The organism is Magnetospirillum gryphiswaldense MSR-1 v2, assembly GCF_000513295.1.
In the GTDB taxonomy this organism is placed as follows: domain Bacteria; phylum Pseudomonadota; class Alphaproteobacteria; order Rhodospirillales; family Magnetospirillaceae; genus Magnetospirillum; species Magnetospirillum gryphiswaldense.
The window spans coordinates 3,874,178-3,894,424 of record NC_023065.1; the positions used below are offsets into that span (position 1 = coordinate 3,874,178).

Annotated in this window: 17 protein-coding genes and 2 pseudogenes; 9 read left to right on the top strand and 10 right to left on the bottom strand. The window is 57.4% G+C overall.

The window, feature by feature from the left end; genetic code table 11:
• Positions 1–322 precede the first annotated feature (322 nt).
• From MGMSRV2_RS18550 to MGMSRV2_RS18560, 3 genes are all read left to right on the top strand, one after another.
• Positions 323–913, top strand: a complete 591-nt coding sequence (locus tag MGMSRV2_RS18550; protein ID WP_024081916.1) for an NYN domain-containing protein — start codon at positions 323–325, stop codon at positions 911–913.
• Positions 910–2,595: a type IV secretory system conjugative DNA transfer family protein gene (locus tag MGMSRV2_RS18555; RefSeq protein ID WP_024081917.1), complete on the top strand. Its 1,686-nt coding sequence runs from the start codon at positions 910–912 to the stop codon at positions 2,593–2,595. The genes MGMSRV2_RS18550 and MGMSRV2_RS18555 overlap by 4 nt, the downstream gene beginning before the upstream one ends.
• A 76-nt stretch (positions 2,596–2,671) precedes the next feature.
• Positions 2,672–4,510, top strand: a complete 1,839-nt coding sequence (locus MGMSRV2_RS18560) for a hypothetical protein (RefSeq protein WP_041633791.1) — start codon at positions 2,672–2,674, stop codon at positions 4,508–4,510.
• Positions 4,511–4,853: 343 nt separating this feature from the next.
• Here the strand turns inward: MGMSRV2_RS18560 and MGMSRV2_RS18565 are convergent, their stop codons facing one another.
• Positions 4,854–6,131 (bottom strand): hypothetical protein, encoded by a 1,278-nt coding sequence (locus tag MGMSRV2_RS18565; protein WP_024081919.1) that lies wholly within the window; start codon positions 6,129–6,131, stop codon positions 4,854–4,856.
• A gap of 282 nt (positions 6,132–6,413) precedes the next feature.
• Between MGMSRV2_RS18565 and MGMSRV2_RS18570 the strand changes: the two genes are divergently transcribed.
• The gene (locus MGMSRV2_RS18570; protein ID WP_024081920.1) at positions 6,414–6,980 is read left to right on the top strand and encodes a hypothetical protein; all 567 of its coding nucleotides are present in this window, start codon (positions 6,414–6,416) and stop codon (positions 6,978–6,980) included.
• Positions 6,981–7,085: 105 nt separating this feature from the next.
• On the opposite strand, the gene tnpC is transcribed toward MGMSRV2_RS18570, so the two are convergent.
• The 6 genes and pseudogenes from tnpC to MGMSRV2_RS18595 all read right to left on the bottom strand — a co-directional run bounded on the left by tnpC (position 7,086) and on the right by MGMSRV2_RS18595 (position 11,839).
• Positions 7,086–8,693, bottom strand: coding sequence for an IS66 family transposase (tnpC, locus tag MGMSRV2_RS18575; RefSeq protein ID WP_024079059.1), 1,608 nt, complete (start codon positions 8,691–8,693; stop codon positions 7,086–7,088).
• 57 nt (positions 8,694–8,750) lie between these two features.
• Positions 8,751–9,098 (bottom strand): IS66 family insertion sequence element accessory protein TnpB, encoded by a 348-nt coding sequence (tnpB, locus tag MGMSRV2_RS18580; RefSeq protein WP_024078582.1) that lies wholly within the window; start codon positions 9,096–9,098, stop codon positions 8,751–8,753.
• Complete coding sequence (locus MGMSRV2_RS21575) at positions 9,095–9,331, bottom strand: hypothetical protein (RefSeq protein ID WP_024081921.1); 237 nt, start codon at positions 9,329–9,331, stop codon at positions 9,095–9,097. Before MGMSRV2_RS21575 ends, tnpB begins: the two co-directional genes overlap by 4 nt.
• Positions 9,325–9,546: pseudogene (locus tag MGMSRV2_RS18585) on the bottom strand (transposase zinc-binding domain-containing protein); the annotation flags it as partial. The gene MGMSRV2_RS21575 and the pseudogene MGMSRV2_RS18585, both read right to left, overlap by 7 nt.
• A 4-nt stretch (positions 9,547–9,550) precedes the next feature.
• Positions 9,551–10,462: a tyrosine-type recombinase/integrase gene (locus MGMSRV2_RS18590; protein WP_024078893.1), complete on the bottom strand. Its 912-nt coding sequence runs from the start codon at positions 10,460–10,462 to the stop codon at positions 9,551–9,553.
• A 681-nt stretch (positions 10,463–11,143) separates the two neighbouring features.
• Entirely contained in the window at positions 11,144–11,839 is a 696-nt protein-coding gene (locus tag MGMSRV2_RS18595; protein WP_024081923.1) for a hypothetical protein, read from the bottom strand.
• 381 nt (positions 11,840–12,220) lie between these two features.
• Here MGMSRV2_RS18595 and MGMSRV2_RS18600 point away from each other — a divergent pair, with 381 nt between their 5' ends.
• From MGMSRV2_RS18600 to MGMSRV2_RS18610, 3 genes are read left to right on the top strand one after another with little or no spacing between them, the layout of a single operon-like run.
• The gene (locus tag MGMSRV2_RS18600) at positions 12,221–13,036 is read left to right on the top strand and encodes a phosphate/phosphite/phosphonate ABC transporter substrate-binding protein (protein ID WP_197538545.1); all 816 of its coding nucleotides are present in this window, start codon (positions 12,221–12,223) and stop codon (positions 13,034–13,036) included.
• Entirely contained in the window at positions 13,033–15,690 is a 2,658-nt protein-coding gene (locus tag MGMSRV2_RS18605; RefSeq protein WP_024081926.1) for an ATP-binding protein, read from the top strand. The genes MGMSRV2_RS18600 and MGMSRV2_RS18605 overlap by 4 nt, the downstream gene beginning before the upstream one ends.
• A gap of 15 nt (positions 15,691–15,705) precedes the next feature.
• Positions 15,706–16,518, top strand: a complete 813-nt coding sequence (locus MGMSRV2_RS18610; protein ID WP_024081927.1) for a bacteriohemerythrin — start codon at positions 15,706–15,708, stop codon at positions 16,516–16,518.
• Positions 16,519–16,657: 139 nt separating this feature from the next.
• Here the strand turns inward: MGMSRV2_RS18610 and MGMSRV2_RS18615 are convergent.
• Positions 16,658–17,587: pseudogene (locus MGMSRV2_RS18615) on the bottom strand (IS1595 family transposase); the annotation flags it as partial.
• 135 nt (positions 17,588–17,722) lie between these two features.
• Between MGMSRV2_RS18615 and MGMSRV2_RS18620 the strand changes: the two are divergent.
• Positions 17,723–18,253, top strand: coding sequence for a sensor histidine kinase (locus tag MGMSRV2_RS18620; RefSeq protein ID WP_084028157.1), 531 nt, complete (start codon positions 17,723–17,725; stop codon positions 18,251–18,253).
• Between the two features lie 168 nt (positions 18,254–18,421).
• Complete coding sequence (locus MGMSRV2_RS21515) at positions 18,422–18,586, top strand: hypothetical protein (protein WP_158497789.1); 165 nt, start codon at positions 18,422–18,424, stop codon at positions 18,584–18,586.
• Here MGMSRV2_RS21515 and MGMSRV2_RS21520 read toward each other — a convergent pair.
• Together MGMSRV2_RS21520 and MGMSRV2_RS18630 are read right to left on the bottom strand one after the other, a co-directional pair.
• Positions 18,577–18,990: a VHL beta domain-containing protein gene (locus MGMSRV2_RS21520; protein ID WP_024081930.1), complete on the bottom strand. Its 414-nt coding sequence runs from the start codon at positions 18,988–18,990 to the stop codon at positions 18,577–18,579. The genes MGMSRV2_RS21515 and MGMSRV2_RS21520 overlap by 10 nt on opposite strands.
• Before the next feature lie 62 nt (positions 18,991–19,052).
• Positions 19,053–20,225 (bottom strand): TMEM43 family protein, encoded by a 1,173-nt coding sequence (locus tag MGMSRV2_RS18630; RefSeq protein WP_024081931.1) that lies wholly within the window; start codon positions 20,223–20,225, stop codon positions 19,053–19,055.
• Between the last annotated feature and the right edge of the window lie 22 nt (positions 20,226–20,247).

The window sequence follows — 20,247 nt, forward strand, 5'->3', positions numbered from 1 at the left end:
GATCACATTCAGGAGGGAGAGCGGAGGACAGCTTTTGTGAGATTTTTTAAAATAATGAAAATGATGCTAGCGGCGAGCCGGCAAAAAACTGCGATTTCACAGGGATTGACCAATAGTTCTGCCAGATGCCCATGGTTGCATCGGTCATGAACCAAGGGTAGCATCACCTTGCGCGGGATAATCTGAGCCCCCCTACAGCGTGGGGCAGGTTGGGGCCGCACAGCGAAAGGAGCTAAGTTGCTCTACGTCTTTTGCATATGATGAATCATAAGATACCTTTTCGTTTTTGGGATCTGATGACTTATATGTGCGGCGGTGCGGAATGAAAAAAGTTTGTGTGATGATTGATGCCGGTCACCTGCGGGTGGCGGCTAAAAATCTGAATATTTCATATGATAACGATTTTATTGAAGAATTCGCTCATTCCTGTGTTCTATCGGATCAGGAAGACCTGCAGCGTATTTTTTATTACGATTGCCCCATGTATAACGGCGATTTGACGCTTCCTGTGTCTCGGAAAGTGCGAAACTATCCGGGAAATGATGGGCAGCTTCGCAACTTAGCGGCGCGCGATTATTTTGCGGTGCGCCTTGGTGTCCTCAAGTTTCGCGGCTGGAGGCCCAAGGCCGAGCTGGCCGACCACTTGCCCCGTGACGACGATGATTTCCGCCCGGATTTCGAACAAAAGGGCGTCGACATGCGCATCGGCTTGGATATTGCCGCACTGGCGGCCAACCGATCTGTCGACCGCATCATCATGGTCACCGCCGACACCGACTTCGTGCCGGCCCTAAAGCATGTCCGCCGCATGGGCCTGCAAGTTGTGGCGGTGACTTTCCCGCCGCCAGTGTCAGACCTGTCCCTTGAATTGCGAGCTCATGTGGACCTTAGCCGCCAGTGGAGGATTGAATGAAAAACGCGCCAGAAACCCTCCCGGAAGACGGCATTTTGGTTGGCTACAGTTTGGAGCATGAGCATCGGACTACTCCCATGGGGTTCAGTTTCGGTCCGCCCGAGGCTGTGGCCGATGATCGCTATCTTGATCCGTACATGTTCAACGATGGGGGGCATCTGATCACAGTGGCGCCGACTGGCGCCGGCAAGGGGGTCAGTTGTATCATCCCCACCTTGCTGCGGTTCCAGGGCAGCGTCATCGTCATCGATCCCAAGGGCGAGAATTACGCGGTAACCCACCGCCAGCGCGAGGCGTTGGGCAGCGAAATCCATTTGCTCGACCCGTTGGGGATGTTCCCTGATTCCCCCCATCGTTCGTCGCTCAATCCGCTTACCCTGCTCGATCTTGATGGCATGCAAGCGATGGATGGCGCTGAATTGTTGGCGTCCCTGGTCACCCCGGTTATGTCCCAGAAAGATCCGTTCTGGGAGTTGGCTGCGCGAACGGTGTTGACGGGTTTGATTCTGCATTATGCGACGCGGCACGAAGGGGGCGATTTGGCGGCCATTCGTCGGGATATGCTGTGTTTTGCGCAAGGTGAGCCAAATGAACGTCTATCGGCTCAGCACACTCCTACTATTTTTGACGAAATGTCGCAGCTTTTGCAGACTTGTGGGGTGCGAGGGGTGCCCAACGCACAGCAACTGACTGACGCCCAAATTACTGAATTGGTTGCAGGCTATTTGGCTGATGGTCAGGTCCCGAATCACTTACCGTTCGACCATGAAAAACTGCGGGCTTTGACACACGGTGTCGCCCAGATCGACGCAATCTTGGAAGAATTGCGGCTTTATGCCGTGTTTGCCCAGCCGGACACAGAGGCGGAGGAATTGCCGATGGCGATCAAGTCCTTGTTGGCCTCTGGAAACAAGGATGCTCGCGACTTGGGGACATTCGCCACCAAGATGGCTGACAAGACGTTGCTCAGTGTCTTGGTCACCCTGAACCAGGCCTTGGCCTGGGCCAAGGGCGATGGTGTGGTTTCGGCGATCTCTTCGTCGCGGGTCAACCTGCAGGATGTGTTGGACGGCAAGAATCAGACCATCTACATCGCCGTGCCTTCGGCAAATCTGACCAGTCATGCGCCTTTGTTGCGCATGTGGATCGCCACGTTGATCAAGACCCTGTCGCTGCGGCGGACATTGCCGGCGAATCGAACATTGTTCATGTTGGATGAGGCCGCCCAATTGGGTCCATTGGACGATTTGCGTACCGCCATCACTCTGTTGCGCGGCTATGGCGTTCAGACGTGGTCTTTCTGGCAGGATTTGTCGCAACTGAAGTTGCTTTACCCCATGGATTGGCGTTCGATCCTTAATAATTGTCGGGTGATGCAGTTTTTCGGCCCTAACAGCATGATGTTCGCAGACGATATCGCCCACGTCGTCGGCAATTTCACGCCCGGTGAAGTGATGGCTTTGGAATCTGACGAAATGATTCTGGCGGTGTCCGGTGATGACCCGGTGATCGCGCAAAAGCCTAATTACCTGACCGACCCGGCCTTTCGCGGGCGTTATGGCGACAATCCCTTTTTCACGGCGCCGAACCCACCATCACGACCTAAACTCAGCCTATCCAAGCCGTTGCGTGGTCGTTCGCAAACTGTGGCTGAGTGGTCGGCGGGGCGCAGGGAGGGGTGATCAATATTGCAAGTGCGTATTGATAATTATTCTGCAGCGCTTGACCGGTGAGCCTTTTTTACAAAGGGATGTGACTATGATGAAAATGTTGAAAGGGACATATTTTGCGGAAACCTTACGAAGCATTGACGGGATTTACCTTACTTTTACGTCAGTTTTTATTTTAATAGTATCTTTTAGTGTATTTATTTACTCTCATTATTTTTTCTCTGGTTCTGGCGATCTTCCTGGCGTCTCGCTGGCGAAGCTCGACAATCCGTCCGAGGTTCTGGCTCAGTATTGGGTCGGCGCTTTTACAATACCAACCAGTTTGGCGGCATCTATTGTGGCGATCTTCCTGTCTGTGCGATCAGTGCAGCTTTCCCGCCGTCAGGCGATGGTTGATTTGCGCGAGGCAGCTGAGGAGCAGTGCCGAGAATTCAGGGCGATGGCGGTTGAGGTTGTCAATTGTTTGGACCAGTTGGCTATTATAGGTCACGCCAAGCTCCGGACCGATTATCAAAAAATTCAAACGTCAGGCGACAATATCAGCACCATGGATGACCAAAAGATCGCTGAAATACGATCCACTTTAATAAAAAATCTTCGAGCCATATCCTTGACGCCGATTTTCGACTATCTGCGGGGCAAATTACAGGAGCAATCTATCGCGCCGGAAGTGGTTAAAGGGCAGAAAGATATGTTCCACATCGAAATTTTGTTTAAATTTGGACGCCATGCGAATGGAAGTAATACTGTTGATGAGTGTGACAATGCCTTTAAGGGAAGAGTTAAAGCTATTCGTAATAACGCTGTATCTACAGACATTAATAACCTGTGCAAATTCCTGCAACTCGAGGATCATGCGTTGCGGAGTTGCGCCCCCCCCTATATGGATGCATTGAAGAATTCGCTCGCTAGCTCTGGCCAGTCTTACGGATATGAATATCCTGGTTTGGGCCTTGAAATGTTGATCTCTAAATTGGCTGAATGTCGTCGTATCTATGATGAGTCTAATAAAATAAATGAACTGACGAAATCGATTCGTGAATTTGTCGATCATTTTTCCATTCAACATGAATCTTTTAAAGATAGCTTTAAGAAATACCTCTGTTCAGTGGACACCTATGTAGATGGCGACTATACAGATAATGAAATTGTTAACAAATTGCTAAAATACACTAAGGATGAGTTTGATTCGTTTTTATCAGAACATGGGCACGAAGTCGGTGATGAAATTGAAGATGACGAAGCTGATGCCTTCATAACCTCCAGAATTGATGAATTAAAAGAAGGCTGGGGTTTAACTCAATTGGAAGAAGAAATTTCCAGGCTTGAAAAAATAACAATGAATGATATTGATAAAAAATATAAAGTTCTCATTTCAAAATATGACGACTATCTTGATGATGTCGCAAATCAATCATCGGATGTTGCGCTATATGGATTTGATATTTTTATTTCAGGATCCTTGCTTACTCCACTGTCCGCAAAAAAGGGAGCCAATGTTGGCGCATCAATCGTAACTGACATAATATTGTTTTTTTCTAATGAAAAACTCATCAGAGACTACTTTAATAGTCGACCCACTGGCACCCGATTGGATCGGGTTGATGTAGATCGTTTAGTTGACTCTATGAATGTCGATTGTTTATTTTCGAAACAAATGAAAGAAGCGGCCGAGGAAATTAGACGTAAACCAAATTTTATTTACATCAATCATTCAGGCGAAATCGACAGGCTGGAAGGAAATAACAAACCCGTGTCGCATCCCGATGATGCTACCCAGAGCCCCAAGATGATTTATAGGAAATATACTGAAGAATACATAAATATAACGATAGCCACTTGCTGGAAAAAATTGAAGGACAAGATTGCTAAGTCTGAACCTGAGAATCCGGCTGAGCCCATGTCCGACGACGATATTCCATATTGAGGCACACAATGCTCCGCCTTAAGTCCGGCCTCAAAAGTGTACAGAGACGGTAATCACCTGACAGTTCCGCTCCGATAGGCGGTCAGGCGGCTTGGTGTGGAACCCGATGAAATGATTCTTGCGGTGTCCGGTGACGACCCGTTGATCGCGAAAAACTCAATTATCTAGCGGACCCAGCCTTTTGCGGACGTTATGGCGACAACCCCTTTTTCGCAGTGCCGAAACCGCTGTCGCGGTTCAGGATTAATTCGTTCAAACCGTTGCGTGGTCGTGTGCAAACGGTGGCGCAGTGGTCTGCCAATCGTAAGGAGGGGTGACTGCACGTCGCTGTTGCCGCAGGAGGTCAATCCACCAAACGCACGCCAGTCGCCCGGTCAACGATGGCCGCTACCACGGTTCCGCCGACGCTTTCCACCCCCTCGCTCAGGCGGACTTGCCAGGAATTGGCGTAAATCATGTGACGAGCAATACGGGCCAGTTCTTCCTCGCCCATGAAGGCGAAGACGTCGGCCATTTCCTCGAAGCGGTGGTGTTGCACTTTCTGAAACATCTGCAGGAACTGGGCCCCTTCTTGGGCGATCAAATCCTCGATGGCTTGCTGGAAGTGCTCCATGGTCGCCGACGATGCGCTGAAGGCGTGTTGCGCCTTGGTCATGATCTTGGTGCCGAAATCGGCCAGGGTGGCAGCCAGAAGATCCCGGGTGACCTGACTGACTTCGGGGTCTGAGCCATAGAGCATGGTTTCCGAGGCGGCGCTGTGGGCCAGGGGCACCACGACGACCGGCAAAGAATCGCTGATCGCAAGCATGTCCTGGTGTCGGCGCAGAATGCCCCCCAGGCGGCCCCATAAAGACAGGCGGGCCAGCGAGGGAAAAATCTCGTCATGGCCGAAGCCGCAAATCACAATGGTGGAATCGTTCATGCGCATGGGGCGGATCAGTCGCTGGGCGACCGTTTCAGCAGCCTGATGACGGTGCGATGGTGACAACTTGCGGAAAGCAGTCATCACTACGTCGATCAAAAGCGGGTCAGTGTGCTCTGTGGCGGCGTAGTGATCGCTGAGGCTTTCCAGAATCCTCGCGACCTTTGGCGCCAGGCTGGGGAGCAGGGATTCGCAATTGCCGAACGGGGCGGGGGCTTGTTCCAAGGTTTGTTTCAGCGCGGGCCAAAATCCCTCAAGGAAGTCACCCGCTGGATTTAAGTTTTCGCGACCGGCTTGGCGCAAGGCTTGGCGCTGGTGACGATCCCACAATTCATTGGCAAAACGCTGTATCACGCGTTCGACTTCCAACTCGAGCCTTGGTTCCATGCGCTCATCGGAAAAATGACGGCCTGCCTGTTCTAAGTAATTGACGAGTTCCTGCGCCAACGCTTCCATGGTGGTTGGGAGGCGGTCGCAGCCACTGTTTTTTCGGAAGTCGTCAATAAGCGTGCGCCACGGGACGCCATCACATTCCGCTGAGCCAGAGATCATGACCAAGGCCGGCCAATCCCCCAGAGGAAAAATCTTTTGGGTGCCGGCGAAGACCTTTGCCAAGCCATCACTGCGAAAGATTGTGGCTGCGCTATCGCTGGCTGCGACGGCGGCTTGTTTGTTCAAGATCACGATCTGCGAGGTCATGGCGGTCCAGGTTTGGCTGTCTTATGGGCAGGTATGAATTATTGCCCGGAAGGATGACCGTCACAAGTCTGTCGATTGTACCGCGACCTGTGATGGCGCGGCTCGGCTCGGGGCTCCGTTAATAAAAAATTAATCTTTCCCATGGCATAGTTTTTCCCCTGATTTTTTCATTGTCGAAGAGGTGCGCATGTAAATATCCACATTATGACCGCTTTGGAAATCTGGAATGTTTCCCGGCTCATGTGAGTTGAAGCCGGTAATTTTTCTACCAAGGAGGGGGGCGTGGATATTCTTGCGTTGCGCGGTGTGGCCAGAGGCCATCAAGGGTTGTCTCTCAACCGCCTTAAGCTGTCCCGTTGCCTTTGCTGGGTTCTTCCCACCAAGCCTGCCGATTTCATTCGGCTCGAGCAGGCGGTTCGTCGGACTGCGGCTAAGGTTCTGGCAAGCCATCGTGCCGGCAATCAGATGGAAGACGAAATCGTTTCGGATGTCTTGTTCTCGTTGGAGCAAGAACCCGAGAACGCCGACATACGCGACATGCGGCACATAGCTGCGTTTCGGGCTGCGCGTCATGCCGTCCGACTGATCAAGAAGCGTGGTCGGATCGATGGCGTCGAGCCCGATGTTCTATCGACGTTTCCGGGGGAGAAGGATCCTGAACGCTATATGGTCTATCGGGATCTGGTCACGCACATTGACCGGACACGGATGAAGATGCCCCCTAAAGAGCTACAGGCTTTCGACCGGATGACCGGCTTGTTGGATGGTGACGGCGGTCCCACGACCGCCGCCGAACGACAAGCGCTCAGAATGGCGCGACGGCGTCTGGCCGGATACGAACCAGATTAATCGCGACCGGTCTGAAGGTTGTTAAGGTTACGGCGCTCCAGGGTATGATGGGGCGTCGTTTTTTATTCGTATCCATCCGGTGAAGGACGCAGGGGGGGGGCGGCGTCAGGCGGCGACGGCGGAGGCCGGGTTGGCGTTCCGCCAGTTCCAGGGCAGGAGTTCGTCGATGCGGCTGGCGGGGTGACCCGCGATCCGTGCAAGGACATCGGCCAGCCAGGCTTGCGGATCGATGTCGTTCATCTTGGCTGTGACGATGAGGCTGTACATGGAGGCGGCACGCTGTCCACCGCGGTCGGACCCGGCGAAGAGCCAGGACTTCCGGCCGAGCGCGATGCCACGAAGGGCGCGTTCGGCGGAATTGTTGGTCATGCAGACGCGGCCGTCGTCGAGGAAGCGGGTGAAGGCGGGCCAGCGTTTCAGCATGTAGTCCATGGCCTTGGCAAGATCGTTGCCTCGCGACAGACCGGCGCGCTTCTCCGTCAGCCATCGTTCCAGGTCGGCGACCAGGGGGGCGCTGAGCTCCTGGCGGATCGCCCGCCGCCGGTCGGCGTCCTGGCCGCTGATGGCGCGCTCGATCTCGAACAGGGCGTCGATGCGCCGGACCGCCTCCAGCGCCAGGGGCGAGATCACCGAGGCAGCCCGGCCCTCGGCCTTGCGGCGGGCATTGGCCGCCAGGTCGGCTAGGGCGAAGAACGGACGCCTCGCATGCGCCCAGCAGGCGGCCTCCAGGATTGGCCCGGGTTTTCGGTCGGGCAGGTAGAGTGCGCCATAGCCCCCATAGGCGTCCGCCTGGAGCAGCCCGGCATACCCAGCGAGATGGGCCTGGGGGTGTTCACCTCTCCGGTCGCGCGAATAGTAGAACATGGCCGCCGGTGGTGCCGGTCCGCCGAAGGGGCGGTCGTCGCGGACATAGACCCAACATCGGCCGGTGTCGGTCTTGCCCTTCGCCAGGACGGGCACCGTGGTGTCGTCGCCATGCAGACGCGCGGCGGCAAACACATGGGCCTCGATGCGCCGGATCAACGGCTCCAGGGCGGCGCAGCCGGCGCCCACCTGGTCGGCCAGCGTGGACAGGCTGAGCGGCACACCCTCCTTGGCATAGCGCTCGGCCTGGCGGTTCAGCGGCTGGTGCTGCCCGAACTTCTCGAACAGGATCATGGCCAGCAGGCTGGGGCCGGCCCAGCCGCGCGGGGTCACATGGAAGGGCGCCGGCGCCTGGCTGATCTTCTCGCAGTCCCGGCAGCTGAACTTCTCGCGGACCCGCTGGATGACCTTCCACTGGCGCGGGATCACCTCCAGGGTCTCGGTGACGTCCTCGCCGATCTTGCGCAGACGGTCACCGCCGCAGCAGGAGCAGGCCGACGGAGCCGGCTCGACCACCCGCTCGCGCGGCAAATGCTCGGGAAACGGCTTGCGGGCAGGCCGGTTGCGGGTGAAGGCCGCCACGTTGGTGGTGCGCGCCGCGGCCTTCTCGGCGGTGATCTCGTCCTCGGTGGCCGCCGCCGCCAGTTCCTCGAACGCCAGCTCCATCTGGTCGATCAGGCGGGCCGAGCGTTCCGCCTGGGGGCCGTAGAGTTCGCGCTTCAGTTTCTCGATCTGCAGCTTCTGGTGCGCGATCAGCGCCTGGTCCTCGGCGGCCCTGGCGCGCGCGACCGCCAGCTCCGCCCTCAGGGCGTCGATGTCGTCTGTCGGGGTCTCGCGGCCGATTTCCATGCCCCAATGGAATCATAAAACCCGGCCGCTGACTCGCTAAAAATGTGGGTTTCCGCCCTATCCGGCACTTCGCGGGCGGAAGGTGTGGCGCGGGTTGCGCCAGTCGATCCCGTCGAGCATGTAGGCCAGTTGGGCCGACGAGATCGCCACCACGCCGTCAGCCGGAGAGGGCCAGATGAACCGCCCCTTCTCCAGGCGCTTGGCGTACAGCGACATGCCCAGGCCGTCGTGCCAAAGGACCTTGATCAGATCCCCCCGAGCACCCCGGAAAACGAACAGGTCACCGGCGTGGGGATCGCGGCCGAGCGCCTCCTGCACCTGCAGCGCCAAGCCGTTCATGCCGCGCCGCATGTCCGTCCGCCCGACCGCCAGCCAGACCCGGACGCCCGTCGGAACCGGGATCATCGCCGCTCCAGCACGTCCAAGACCCGGCACAGCAGCTGGGCACCGACACCATCGCCGACACGGACACGGTAGCCACCAGCCAGATCGATCTCCACCACGCCGGCAGAAGAAGAGGCTTCCTTCCGCCCGGAGGCCGCCATGTCCTCGGCCACCACCACCGGCACCATATGGGCCGGCACCGTCTCGCCCTGTTGTCCCCCGAAACGCTTGTCCGCGCGGCGGCTCCCTGACATTTGGGGCAATGTCGATTGCGGCAGCTGTTATAGGCGATCCGCCAATGCCCGCACTCCTTGCAGGCTTCGACGTGACCACCCAGCGCGGCGGTACGGCAATGCTCGATCGCCGACATGACCTTGAGCTGATGCAGGCTCAGATGGCCGGCATGGGCAGCCCGGTAGGCCGGTCCGGCAACTCGGAAGATATCGGCGACCTCGAGCGAGGCCCGCAACGGCTTAGCCGTTGGGCTCGATCTCTTCGGCCTTGAACAGAGCCAGCCTGTCGAGCGGGCTGACCACGGTGCGCACCGTCCGCGTCGCCACCTTGGTGTAGAGGGCGGTGTTCTCCAGCTTGCTGTGGCCGAGCAGGACCTGGATGATCCGGATGTCGACTCCGTCTTCCAACAGATGGGTGGCGAAGCTGTGGCGGAGCGTGTGCGGGCCGACCCGCTTGGTGATCTCCGCCGCCTGGGCCGCCTCGACCACAACACGATGCAGTTGCCGGGTGCTGATCGGCTTCATCGCGTGCTGGCCAGGGAACAACCAGCCATCGCGATGCATGACGCCCTGCTGACGTCCGAACGTCCACCACTGGCGCAACAAAGTGAGCAGATCAGGCGACAGCATCGCGTTGCGAGACCGGCCGCCTTTGCCGCGTTCGACCCTTATCAGCATGCGTTCGCTGTCGATATCGCGGACTTTGAGCGCGGAGACCTCGGCGACGCGCAGACCCGCGCCATAGGCGACCGACAAGGCCGCCTGGTGCTTGAGGCACGTCGTCGCATTCAACAGGCGGGCGACCTCTTCCCGGCTCAGCACCATCGGCAACTGGCGTGGATGGGAGATCCGCATCAGCTTGCGCGCCAGTTCGGGCCGGTCGATCGTATGAGTAAAGAAGAACCGCAGTGCCGAAACGATGCTGTTCATCGTCGGCACCGGCACGCCGGACTCACGCTGCTCCAACTGGAACTGGCGAATATCCTCCGCCGTGGCCGTGTCGGGCGAGCGCCCCAGGAATGCGGCGAAGCGCCCGACGTCACGGATATAGTTGCGCTGCGTCTCGCGTGAGAACCGGCGCATGGTCATGTCCTCGATCAACCGCTGACGCAATGGGCTGACCGGGGCGGAGGGGGGAATGAGAATGGTCATGGCATGGCTCCTCAAATCCAGTGAAGGAGCCAAAATGCTCGGACTATGCCGGCCCACACTCAACCATGGCGCAACTATCCGAACCTGACAGGCGCATCAACAAAGAACATCCATCCCGCGCAGCGGGTTCGTTCTCCGGCCGGGGCAGCCGTCCAGCACGATGTGCGGCGGCGGTTGCCGTGGGATGTTTTAAAAGCGGTGGCGAGGCGACGGGTGCCCGGCTTTCCCGTCCGCATTCGGCCCGGGGTTGACGGTCCGCCCAGGCGTGGACCGCAGCGACACTAGTCTCGCTGGGGCTGGCGATGATCGTGGGCAAATTGGGAAGCAGCCGGGCACGCCCGGCTGTACGCCTGCCATAGTGGGAGGACGCCGTTTCGAGGGAGCCATGCCCCATGATGGCGGCGATGTCCACCTTATCGAGGACGGCTTTCAAATTTGCTGCGGCCTGATGCCGGGGAGAGTACAGCGTGTAGTGCTTGGCTGTCCGTCGTCAAAACAAATGGGACATCGGCGGCGGTTTTGGAACGGAGGTTCTGGCTCACCAATGATTGATGTTAAGCGGCTTGGCGCTGATGGTTCAAGCGGCGGGTTTCTGTCTCATCTTCGTTCCCTTCGGTCACTACGATGAGCCAGAAATCCTCCGTTACGCAAATGCCCCAATTTGTCCCAAGGCCGATGACGTCAGACATGCTTGGATAGCCGCCTCGCCGCGCGTTGGAGCGCCTTTCCCGCCGAGGCCACGAGCGTTTCGTGCATCCCGGCGGCAGCGGTCTGTCCTGTCACGCTCACCAGCAATAGAATGAATCCCTTGAGGGTTTCGCCGATGCCGGTCAGATGGAATTCCCGGAATTCAACGTGGCTGCGGCCATTGGTGTTCTTTGCATTTCGGATGCGCAAGGTCAGCCCGGAGGGCAGGGGGGTGACCACTACCGACACCCACTCGCAGTGGCGCAACCCGGTGATCGTGCCGCACAACAAGAGCAGGGTGGCCATGCCCCTGGTGGAAATGCCATTTGACGACTGGCGGGGGCGCCGTTTGGCCTCATCCAAAAGGTAGTCGAGCAATTTCTGGAGGTCGTCGGGCGGGAGGCGCTTTTCCTTGAGGCCGGAGGTGCGCTCGTCACGGGGGGCTGGGGGAGGCAATTCGCTCCGGCTCGGGATTCCGGACAGTTGCGAACCAGTGACAAAGTCGAGTGCCGCGCGGTACTGGCGCCAGGTTGCCGATGCCCATTCGGTCCTGTGTTGGATCATCCATCCTGCCATCATGGCGACCGTCAGTTCGGACGAATGGCGTCCAAGGTCACGGCCACAGGTTTGCATCAGGCGCCGGGCAATTTGGCGATAATGCTCTTCGGTTTCCGGTGTTCGCGTAATCATGTTCTCCTCCCGTTACTTGGACATATCCAAGGGGTTCAGAGGAGCCCAATCGACGTGCAAACAACGTTGGTTGCCTGCCCCCGCAACCAAATACCGATGATGAAAGCCCTTCCGTTCCCGCGGAAGGGCTTTTTGATTCAAGGGATTGCCGCGAATAGACCGCCTTCGCCACACCCGGCAGATTACCGTGCAGAACCGTGTGCAGCTCGGAGCCGTCTTCGCTCGGGGTCATGGTGATCTGCCCCACGCTGTTTAATTAGTATTTACCGCCGCCATATACAGCGTTAAATCTTTTGTATTAGGGTCAACCTAATCCAAAGGATAGGTGTTGGGGAGGCCTTCGTGCTGGGAAGTTTTTTCCGTTGGAGTTCAGGGGGCCTGGTGACGCTGGTTCTCCTGTTGTCGTCCGCCAGCGTCCGCGCGGAGCCCCGAACGTTGAGCTTCGGCGTCGTTCCCCAGGCAGCAGCGTCTCGCATGGCGGAGCAATGGGTGCCGTTTCTCAACGAAGTCGGGCGACGTGCCGGGGTCAAATTTATTTTTCGCACCCCAAAGGATATTCCTGCTTTTGAGGCTGAGCTTGGCGCGGGCGCGTATGACTTCGCCTATATGAACCCCTACCACTATTCGGTCTTCCACCAGCACACCGGCTACTTGGCCTTTGCCAAGGAGAAGGATCGTCGGCTGGTCGGTATCGTTGTCGTGCGCCAAGATGCCCCCTATCAAAGCATCAACGATCTGGCGGATAAGCCTGTGATCTTCCCGGCTCCGGCTGCTTTTGCAGCCAGCATCCTGGCCCAGGCTGAGTTCTCGAGCCACGGCGTCAGGATTATTCCCAAGTATGTGTCGTCCCATGACTCGGTATATCGGGGCGTTTCAGCCGGAAACTTTGCCGCAGGTGGCGGCATCACCCGCACGCTGGACTCCTTGCCGACCGAGCAGCGCAATGATCTTCGCGTTTTGGCTACCACCAAGGACTACACGCCTCATCCCTTCGCAGCCCATCCTCGCGTCCCCTCCGAGGTAGTTAAGCGGGTGCTGGACGCCATGAGGTCGCTTCAAGGCGACGATGTTGGCCGTTACGTTCTAGAGGGCGTCACGATGAAGGGTATTGAGGCAGGAGCTGACCAAGACTGGAACGATGTTCGCGCCTTGGACATTCATCTGTTGGAACAATGGCAGAAGCAGAAGGCTGAATGACATTTCGTTCAAAGACAATTACGGGCGTCGCCCTGCTTCAAATTGTCATTCTAGGCATCCTCCTGTTCATCACGGTTGGAGCCATGAAGCGATCTGGTCGCGAAGAGGTTGATCGGCGCGCCGATGTGACCCTTCGCCTGATCTCTGCCAGCGCCAGGGACGCCCTGATCTCCAAAGACTTTGCGACACTGGACGCTATCGTCGCTGAAACGCTGACAACGGGTAGCGTCACCTATCTCCGCTTTCTTGATGAGGACGGAAAGGTTTTGGCAGAGTCCAAGGCAACCTCCACCTCAAACGTTGTCACCGAGCGCCTACAGCAGGTGGTCGTCGCTGGGAACAATTTCGGGACAGTGCGACTCGGCATCGACAGCCAAGCCCTTGACGATGCCATTTTCGCCGCCGGTCGTCTTTCCTCCTCGATTGCCGCTCTTGGCCTCGCTCTTACGGCCTTGTTCTCGTGGTTCCTTGGATCGTATTTGACCCAACAACTCGAAGCACTGCGATTGGCGGGAGCGCGCCTTGCCGCAGGCGAGCTTGAGACTCGCGTCCCCATAACCAGCAACGATGAGCTGGCCGATACCGCCAAGGCGTTCAACCGTATGGCGGAAAAGCTGCAAGAGGTAGTGGGGACGCTGTCCGAGAACGAGGCCAGCCTGAAAACTTTCTCGGAAGCATCCAGTGACTGGTATTGGGAAACGGATGAGGCTCATCGCATTACGTGGCTTTCTCCTAGCTTTGCCGAGGCAGCACAAATCGATCCCTCCATCGCTATCGGGAAGCTTCGGTGGGAGCTTTCGGCTCGTGGAATTGAAGAGGATCAGGCGTCTTGGCAAGCGCATCGCGATGACCTGGCAGCACACCGAAAATTCCGCGACTATCGGTATTGGATAGGCAAGGGCAAAACGGCTCAATGGATCAGCATCAGCGGCGGCCCGCGCTATGACGATGGCGGCAACTTCATCGGGTATTGTGGCAGTGGCACCAACATCACCGGCCAAGCCGATGTCGCGATTCAACTCAGGCTGTTCTCACGCATCGTCGATCAGTCTCCGGTTTCCGTGGTGGTCACCGACCCCAGTGGAATAATTAAATTCGTCAATCCCAGATTCACCGAGGTAACTGGCTATACTCCGGCAGAAGCGATTGGAATGAATCCGCGGCTGGTGGCGTCGGGCGAAACGCCAATAACAGTCTACGAGGGGTTATGGGCGGCGATCAGGGATAAGCGTCACTGGCAGGGTGAACTTCGCAATAAGCGGAAGTCCGGCGAGCCCTACTGGGAACAGGCGATCATCTTTCCTATTCTCGATGACCACGGCGAGATCGCCCATTTTGTCGGGATCAAGGAAGACATTACCGTCCGTAAGGATGTCGAGATCGCACTCGCTGAGCGGACACGCATGGTTCAGCGTCACTATGAGAGCCTCCGTGCATTGAGCGATATTGCGGCTCTTCCCCGTGTCGATGCCTCCGGGCAATTGACCGAGGCACTTGCGCTCGGGGCAAGGCATCTGGGGGTGCCTATCGGGATTATCAGCCGGATTGACGAGAACACCTACGCCGTCCTCCACCATAAGGCTCCGCCCGAGGCGTCTCTGCACGACGGCCAGGTGTTTGAGCTTGGTGAGACCTATTGCGCCCTCACCATAAGCGCCAATGATGTCGTAGCCGTATCCAACATGGCGGAGTCAAGATATGCAGGACACCCTTGTTACAAAGCATTCGGCCTTGAAGCCTATATAGGAGCGCCGGTCACAGTTCGGGGACTTGACTTCGGGACGGTAAATTTCAGTTCCCCCAAACCATGCGGACGGGAGTTCGACGATGGTGACATCGAGTTCGTGCGTCTGCTGGCACGATGGGTCGGTGCCGTCTTGGAGCGTGATCTTTCGAATCAAGACATCCTGGCAGCCAAGGATGCGGCGGAAGCGGCGCAACGAAACCTAGCTATCCAAGCCAGGAAGTTGGCCGAGATCAATGGCGAGTTGGAACAGTTCGCCTATGTCGCCTCCCATGACCTGCGTCAACCGCTGCGGATGGTCAGCAGCTATCTTGGCCTGATCCGACAGCGGCTGGATATTGATTCGGATAACGACCTGAAAACGTTCTTTGGCTTTGCCGTTGACGGTGCCAAGCGGATGGACCGGATGATCCTCGACTTGCTCGAATACTCCCGCACTGGACGGCATGAAGCCTCATTCCAACAGGTGCCGTTGTCCGATGTCGTCACCAACGCCCTTACCAACCTGGAGGTAGCAGTTGCCGATGCTAAGGCCACAATCGAGATAATGGATGGTATGCCCTCTGTCCGGGGATCACCGACAGAGCTTGAACGCCTATTCCAGAACCTTATTGGTAACGCCATCAAGTACCATGCCAAAGATCGTCCCATCCGTGTTCAGGTTAACTGTAGGTGCGATGGTCGAGATTGGATTGCATCTGTCCGCGACAACGGCATCGGCATAGCTCCCAACGACCGCGAGCGGGCATTCAAGATTTTCCAGCGGCTAGAGACCCAGGATGCCTATGAGGGCACCGGCATCGGCCTGGCGGTCTGCAAGAAGATCGTCGAGAGCCATGGCGGGCGTATATGGATCGAAGATGGTTTGGATGGCGGGACTTCGGTCTGCTTCTCTCTGCCTAAAACCTGATGTTGGAACCCAGATATGACCGGTCATGCCGAACACACAGTTGAGATATTTCCCTGGGACGAAAATTTCGCCACCGGGATCGACATTATCGACACTCAGCATAAGCGGCTGATTGAGCTGTTGAACGTCTTGGTCGCCCATCTGGCCTTCCAGCGCAATGCCCCCGCCATCGATCAAGTCATCAGCGATTTGAAGGACTATGCCGCGATCCACTTTGCCACCGAGGAGGCGATCTGGAGCGCACACTTTGCCGGAGATTCCTGGGAAGAGTGGCACCGGAGCGCCCATTCCGACTTCGTCGACAAAATTATCGAAATGAGCCGTGGAGTGGAGGGAAAACCCTATGATGAGGTGATCGAGCAGGTCGTCAGATTTCTGACCCACTGGCTTGCCCTTCACATCATCGAGTCCGACAAGCGAATGGCGAAGGTCGTTCTGGCGATGCCGACGGGTGTTTCCCTTGAGCGGGCAAAGGAGCTCGCCAACAAGGAAATGTCCGGAGCCACCCGGGTCCTGATCGAGACCGTCATGGGCATGTACGATAACTTAGCCCACAAGACGATCCAGTTGACACGGGAAATCAATGCTCGGATCAAAAGCGAGGCCGCTCTCCAGGCGTCCCAGGCCGAGCTTGTCCGATTGAAGGATGAGGCCGTGGAGGGCGAGCGAAGGACTGTTCACGAGATCAAGAATTTTGCCTATGTCCTGTCCCACCACCTCCAAGAACCCGTCCGTGAACAGTTGCTCTATACTTCAAAGCTGAAGAAAATTTTCAGCAATAAAATAATAGCTGATGGTGAGGCGCGGCTTATGCCTCTGACCCATTAGCGTCATCATCCGGTTTCGGGCGCCGCTTTTTCGGCCCGGTCCCGTCGATCTGAACGCCGTCCTGGGTCTTGCGTTGGCGGGGGCTTTTTCGGTTCACCGGTCTACCCTTCCTGGGATTGTCGCGTTTTATGATTTCCCAGTACGACATCGGTGCATGGTCGGCGGACAGGCCGAGGATGGTCTCGAACGAGACGTGGCGGTAAAAGCGCCGGTTGTAACGAAAGACGAACTCATTGAGGTAGGTGTCGATGTGCTCGCGGCGGAAACCATGATAGGTGCCGAGCCCCCAGCGCTTCAGAAGGGCGAAGACCCGATGGATCCAGTGCAGGGGGATATGAGCGGCCATATTGCCGATGACGCGGGGATCATGCCGGTATCCGACCAGCCCGGTGTAGGATGCGTGGCCATCGGAAACCAGGGTGGCGCCGGGGACGATGTTGGCCTTGATGAAGGCGTGGATGTTTGGCTTCTCGTTGCTGGGGATCACGGCCATCCGGCAGCGGCCCGACAGGGTGTCGAGGTATTTTGCGCCAAGAGCTTTGGGTTTCTGCGGCTTTCCCGTGGTTCGATCACGGACCTCGACTGCGCCGATCACGAGGATTTTTCCTTCCTTGAGCGGCTTGCCGGGTTCCTCCAGGTCGTGGAACGGCATCTCGGTCTGGTCGATTTCGATGACGCCATTCAGTGGGGCGCGCTCCGGATCGATCATCGCTCGCCGAAGCTTCTGCTCCAGCAGCCAGGCAGCCCGATAGGTGATTCCCAGTTGCCCAGCCATCTGTCGCGCCGACATTCCGTTGGAATGTGTCACCATCAGGTGGGCGGCGCAGAACCACGCCCGAAGCGAAAGGCGGGTCCGATGCATGATGGTTCCGGCTGTCGCCGACGTCTGCGATCCACAGTCCCTACACGCGAACGTATAGGCGCGACTGCTCAGACGGGCGGCGTTCTGCGCACCGCATTTCGGGCAGACAAACCCGTTTGGCCAACGGCGCTCCAGTAGCAGACGGTAGCAGCTTTCATCGTCGGGAAACCACGTTTGGAAGTCGAGAAGGGACAACTGCTTCGCCATGGTCGCGAACATATCCCGACGTCAGACCCTTCTCAAGGCACTTAATGGGTCAGCGGCATAAGCCGCGGTGAGGCGGCGGATACGGTTAATCATATCGTCCATGGCGGCGAAAGGCTTAGGAAATTGCTGGCTGACATGCAAGTCCATATGGCCCTGTCACATTCGCCATGGAACCCGAAACGTTGCGCCACTAAAATTGCTTTGAATAAGGCGTTGCAACGGCTTGCCAGAAAAATCCGAGAGTCTGGTGCGGTCATTGATCATGGGGAATTGCCGACCGCGCGAGTCGATCTGGAGCGGCTGTCAGATATTTTCACGGCTCTGATCGACAACAGCATGACGTTCAGTCACAAAGCGACAATCCCATCAGTCAGGGTCACCTGTGAGGCGAAAACAGATCAATTGGTATTTCGCGTCGAGGATAACGGGGTTGGGATTGCTGAGGACATGAGGGAGCGTGTGTTTGGTGTGTTCGAACGCCTTCATCCGCAGGATGCGCCATCAGGCACCGGGATTGGATTGGCGGTCGTTCGCAAGATTATAGAATCAGCAGGAGGTCGGGTCTGGATTGAAGCGGCAAGTCCCAGAGGGACCCGCGTATGCTTTACCATTCCCTCTCACCTTTCCGGAAAACAGAAGCTCACCGGAGACGAGACACCTATCTGACGATTCATGCCCGCGATTTGGGTCGGTAACTCGGATCCTAAGCAACTGACTGAAACTGGCACATCGGCAGACCTTCCCCCCTGTTTCGGCCCACTCAGAGGTGAGTGTTTCGGTTGATACCATGGTTGCCGCGGTACAGGCGACGGTGTGGTGGCCGGAGGGCGCTGAATGGCGGAAACGACGCTGACCGCAATCATCCAGGAAGTCTATGTCCAGGGTATCTCGACGCGGGCGCAACAGATGGCGTCGAGGTCGGGACGCAGCAGCGGCACCGTGGTCAACTTGGCGGCAATCTCGTCGTGGCGGGTTATGACGAGACGGTATTATTCGTAATCGCAGCCGCCGGCATCGACGCCGATTCCATCCTCATAAAGAACCCGGACCGTGCAGGTCGAGTCGGAATAGGCTGCCGTAATCGGGCCAAAGCATCCTTCACCTTGCCGACGTTTCGCCTCTTCCTCGGGCGTGATCGCCTCGAAGTACCAATTATGCCCCATATAGGTCTTGTAGGTTTTGACGTCATTGGGCTGAATCAAGGCGTATTCGATGAGACGCCCCCTGAAGTCGGCCCAATACACACGTGTGGTGTGAGCGGTGTAATTATGGAAAAGAATTTCGGTTTGCGCCCCGCCTTTCAATGACGGCTTTCCCTTCGAACCACATTCGCTCGCACTGGCCGAGATCGAGCCCACGAAAAAAGCAAGAGCTGCAATCGCTGATAAAACACGCCCGTTCATGCTTATTCTCCAAAAATCAATTGTCGCGGAGGAGGCCGGCTCAGAAGGCCGCAATCTCCCTCTCATTGCGGTGATGGCAGATGCTTCTTGGTCCGCCGCCTGTACCAGACGGCAACCGACGCGCCGATCAAGGCCACGACGAAGCCGGTGGCCACCAGCGGTCGCTGGGCCATCCAGGCGGTGCCGATGACGATGGTGGACAAGACAAAGGCCAGGATGCCAGCGGCGACGCTCAGGACCGCACCACTCAGCCATGCCAAGGGGGGGAGAAACGCGGCGATGGCCTCGATGATGGCGAAGACCAGCTTGAATCCCATGAACATAAGGACAAAGCCGGCGAGGCGTAGCGCCCAGGTGAGAACGGCACTTTCGCGCTCGGCGGTGCGAACCATGGCCTCGGGGCTCTTCAAGCCGTATTCCACCAACTGTACGTCGCCGGTCGGAGTGGAATAAGGAACGAACGACACCCCCCGCTGCCGCGACAGGACGCTGACGTCAGCTGGAGCGGCCATGGTGAACTTGACGCGCATGTCGCCGATCCGCGGGGCGTCGGGGGAATCGCCCAGATAGATCTCGCTGCCGGTGAACAGGACGCGCCGACCATCGAGTTCATCGGGAAGTTCCGCCGCCATTTGCCGAAGCGGCACCGGTTGCAGATCGTCCATAGCTTCGATCATGGCTTCGTTCAGCTCGAACGCCCCGAGCGTGACCTTGCCGGCGAGAAGATGAATGTCTTGGAATGGTGTGTCGGACGGATTCTGGTGGCCACCCGGTTTTTTGAAAGACGACGAATCCGCCAACCCGGACGACCAATCCTTGCTGTACTTGTAAGTGGTGACGGTTTCGGTTCCGCCCCCGAACTTGTCCTTGGTCTCCGAGGAACTGGTTTCCAGCCACTGGTAGGTTTCGACGCGGCGGACCAGCTTGATGGCGCTGACCTCAACGCCGAAATCGGGATCGGCCAGGACATCGTCGGTGCTGACCCGACCGCTCACATGAACCAGCTTGCCTTCGTTGGCGGCGCTCACCCGTTCGGCGGGAACGCTGATGACCACGTCCGCCGCCATGGCCAGGGCACCGCTTCTATCCACCGCCTGTTCCTCGTTCCACGACAGCAGGGCGATGGAAACGGGGATCAGCACCAGGCCGATCACAATGCCTTTCAGGGATTCCCATATGCGGTCGCCCCAGGTTCCGTGGCTCACTTCGACATACGTGTCGGAATCGTCGTTCATTTCTTCAGCCCCCGCCTAGAAG

Coding starts and splice junctions, on each gene's coding strand:
- MGMSRV2_RS18590 (WP_024078893.1), bottom strand. CDS start 10,462: ATGACCATTCTCATTCCCCCCTCCGCCCCGGTCAGCCCATTGCGTCAG.
- MGMSRV2_RS18560 (WP_041633791.1), top strand. CDS start 2,672: ATGATGAAAATGTTGAAAGGGACATATTTTGCGGAAACCTTACGAAGC.
- MGMSRV2_RS21515 (WP_158497789.1), top strand. CDS start 18,422: ATGGCGGAAACGACGCTGACCGCAATCATCCAGGAAGTCTATGTCCAG.
- MGMSRV2_RS18620 (WP_084028157.1), top strand. CDS start 17,723: ATGCAAGTCCATATGGCCCTGTCACATTCGCCATGGAACCCGAAACGT.
- MGMSRV2_RS18595 (WP_024081923.1), bottom strand. CDS start 11,839: ATGATTACGCGAACACCGGAAACCGAAGAGCATTATCGCCAAATTGCC.
- tnpC (WP_024079059.1), bottom strand. CDS start 8,693: ATGGAAATCGGCCGCGAGACCCCGACAGACGACATCGACGCCCTGAGG.
- MGMSRV2_RS18630 (WP_024081931.1), bottom strand. CDS start 20,225: ATGAACGACGATTCCGACACGTATGTCGAAGTGAGCCACGGAACCTGG.
- MGMSRV2_RS18555 (WP_024081917.1), top strand. CDS start 910: ATGAAAAACGCGCCAGAAACCCTCCCGGAAGACGGCATTTTGGTTGGC.
- MGMSRV2_RS18610 (WP_024081927.1), top strand. CDS start 15,706: ATGACCGGTCATGCCGAACACACAGTTGAGATATTTCCCTGGGACGAA.
- MGMSRV2_RS21520 (WP_024081930.1), bottom strand. CDS start 18,990: ATGAACGGGCGTGTTTTATCAGCGATTGCAGCTCTTGCTTTTTTCGTG.
- MGMSRV2_RS18550 (WP_024081916.1), top strand. CDS start 323: ATGAAAAAAGTTTGTGTGATGATTGATGCCGGTCACCTGCGGGTGGCG.
- tnpB (WP_024078582.1), bottom strand. CDS start 9,098: ATGATCCCGGTTCCGACGGGCGTCCGGGTCTGGCTGGCGGTCGGGCGG.
- MGMSRV2_RS18605 (WP_024081926.1), top strand. CDS start 13,033: ATGACATTTCGTTCAAAGACAATTACGGGCGTCGCCCTGCTTCAAATT.
- MGMSRV2_RS18565 (WP_024081919.1), bottom strand. CDS start 6,131: ATGACCTCGCAGATCGTGATCTTGAACAAACAAGCCGCCGTCGCAGCC.
- MGMSRV2_RS21575 (WP_024081921.1), bottom strand. CDS start 9,331: ATGTCAGGGAGCCGCCGCGCGGACAAGCGTTTCGGGGGACAACAGGGC.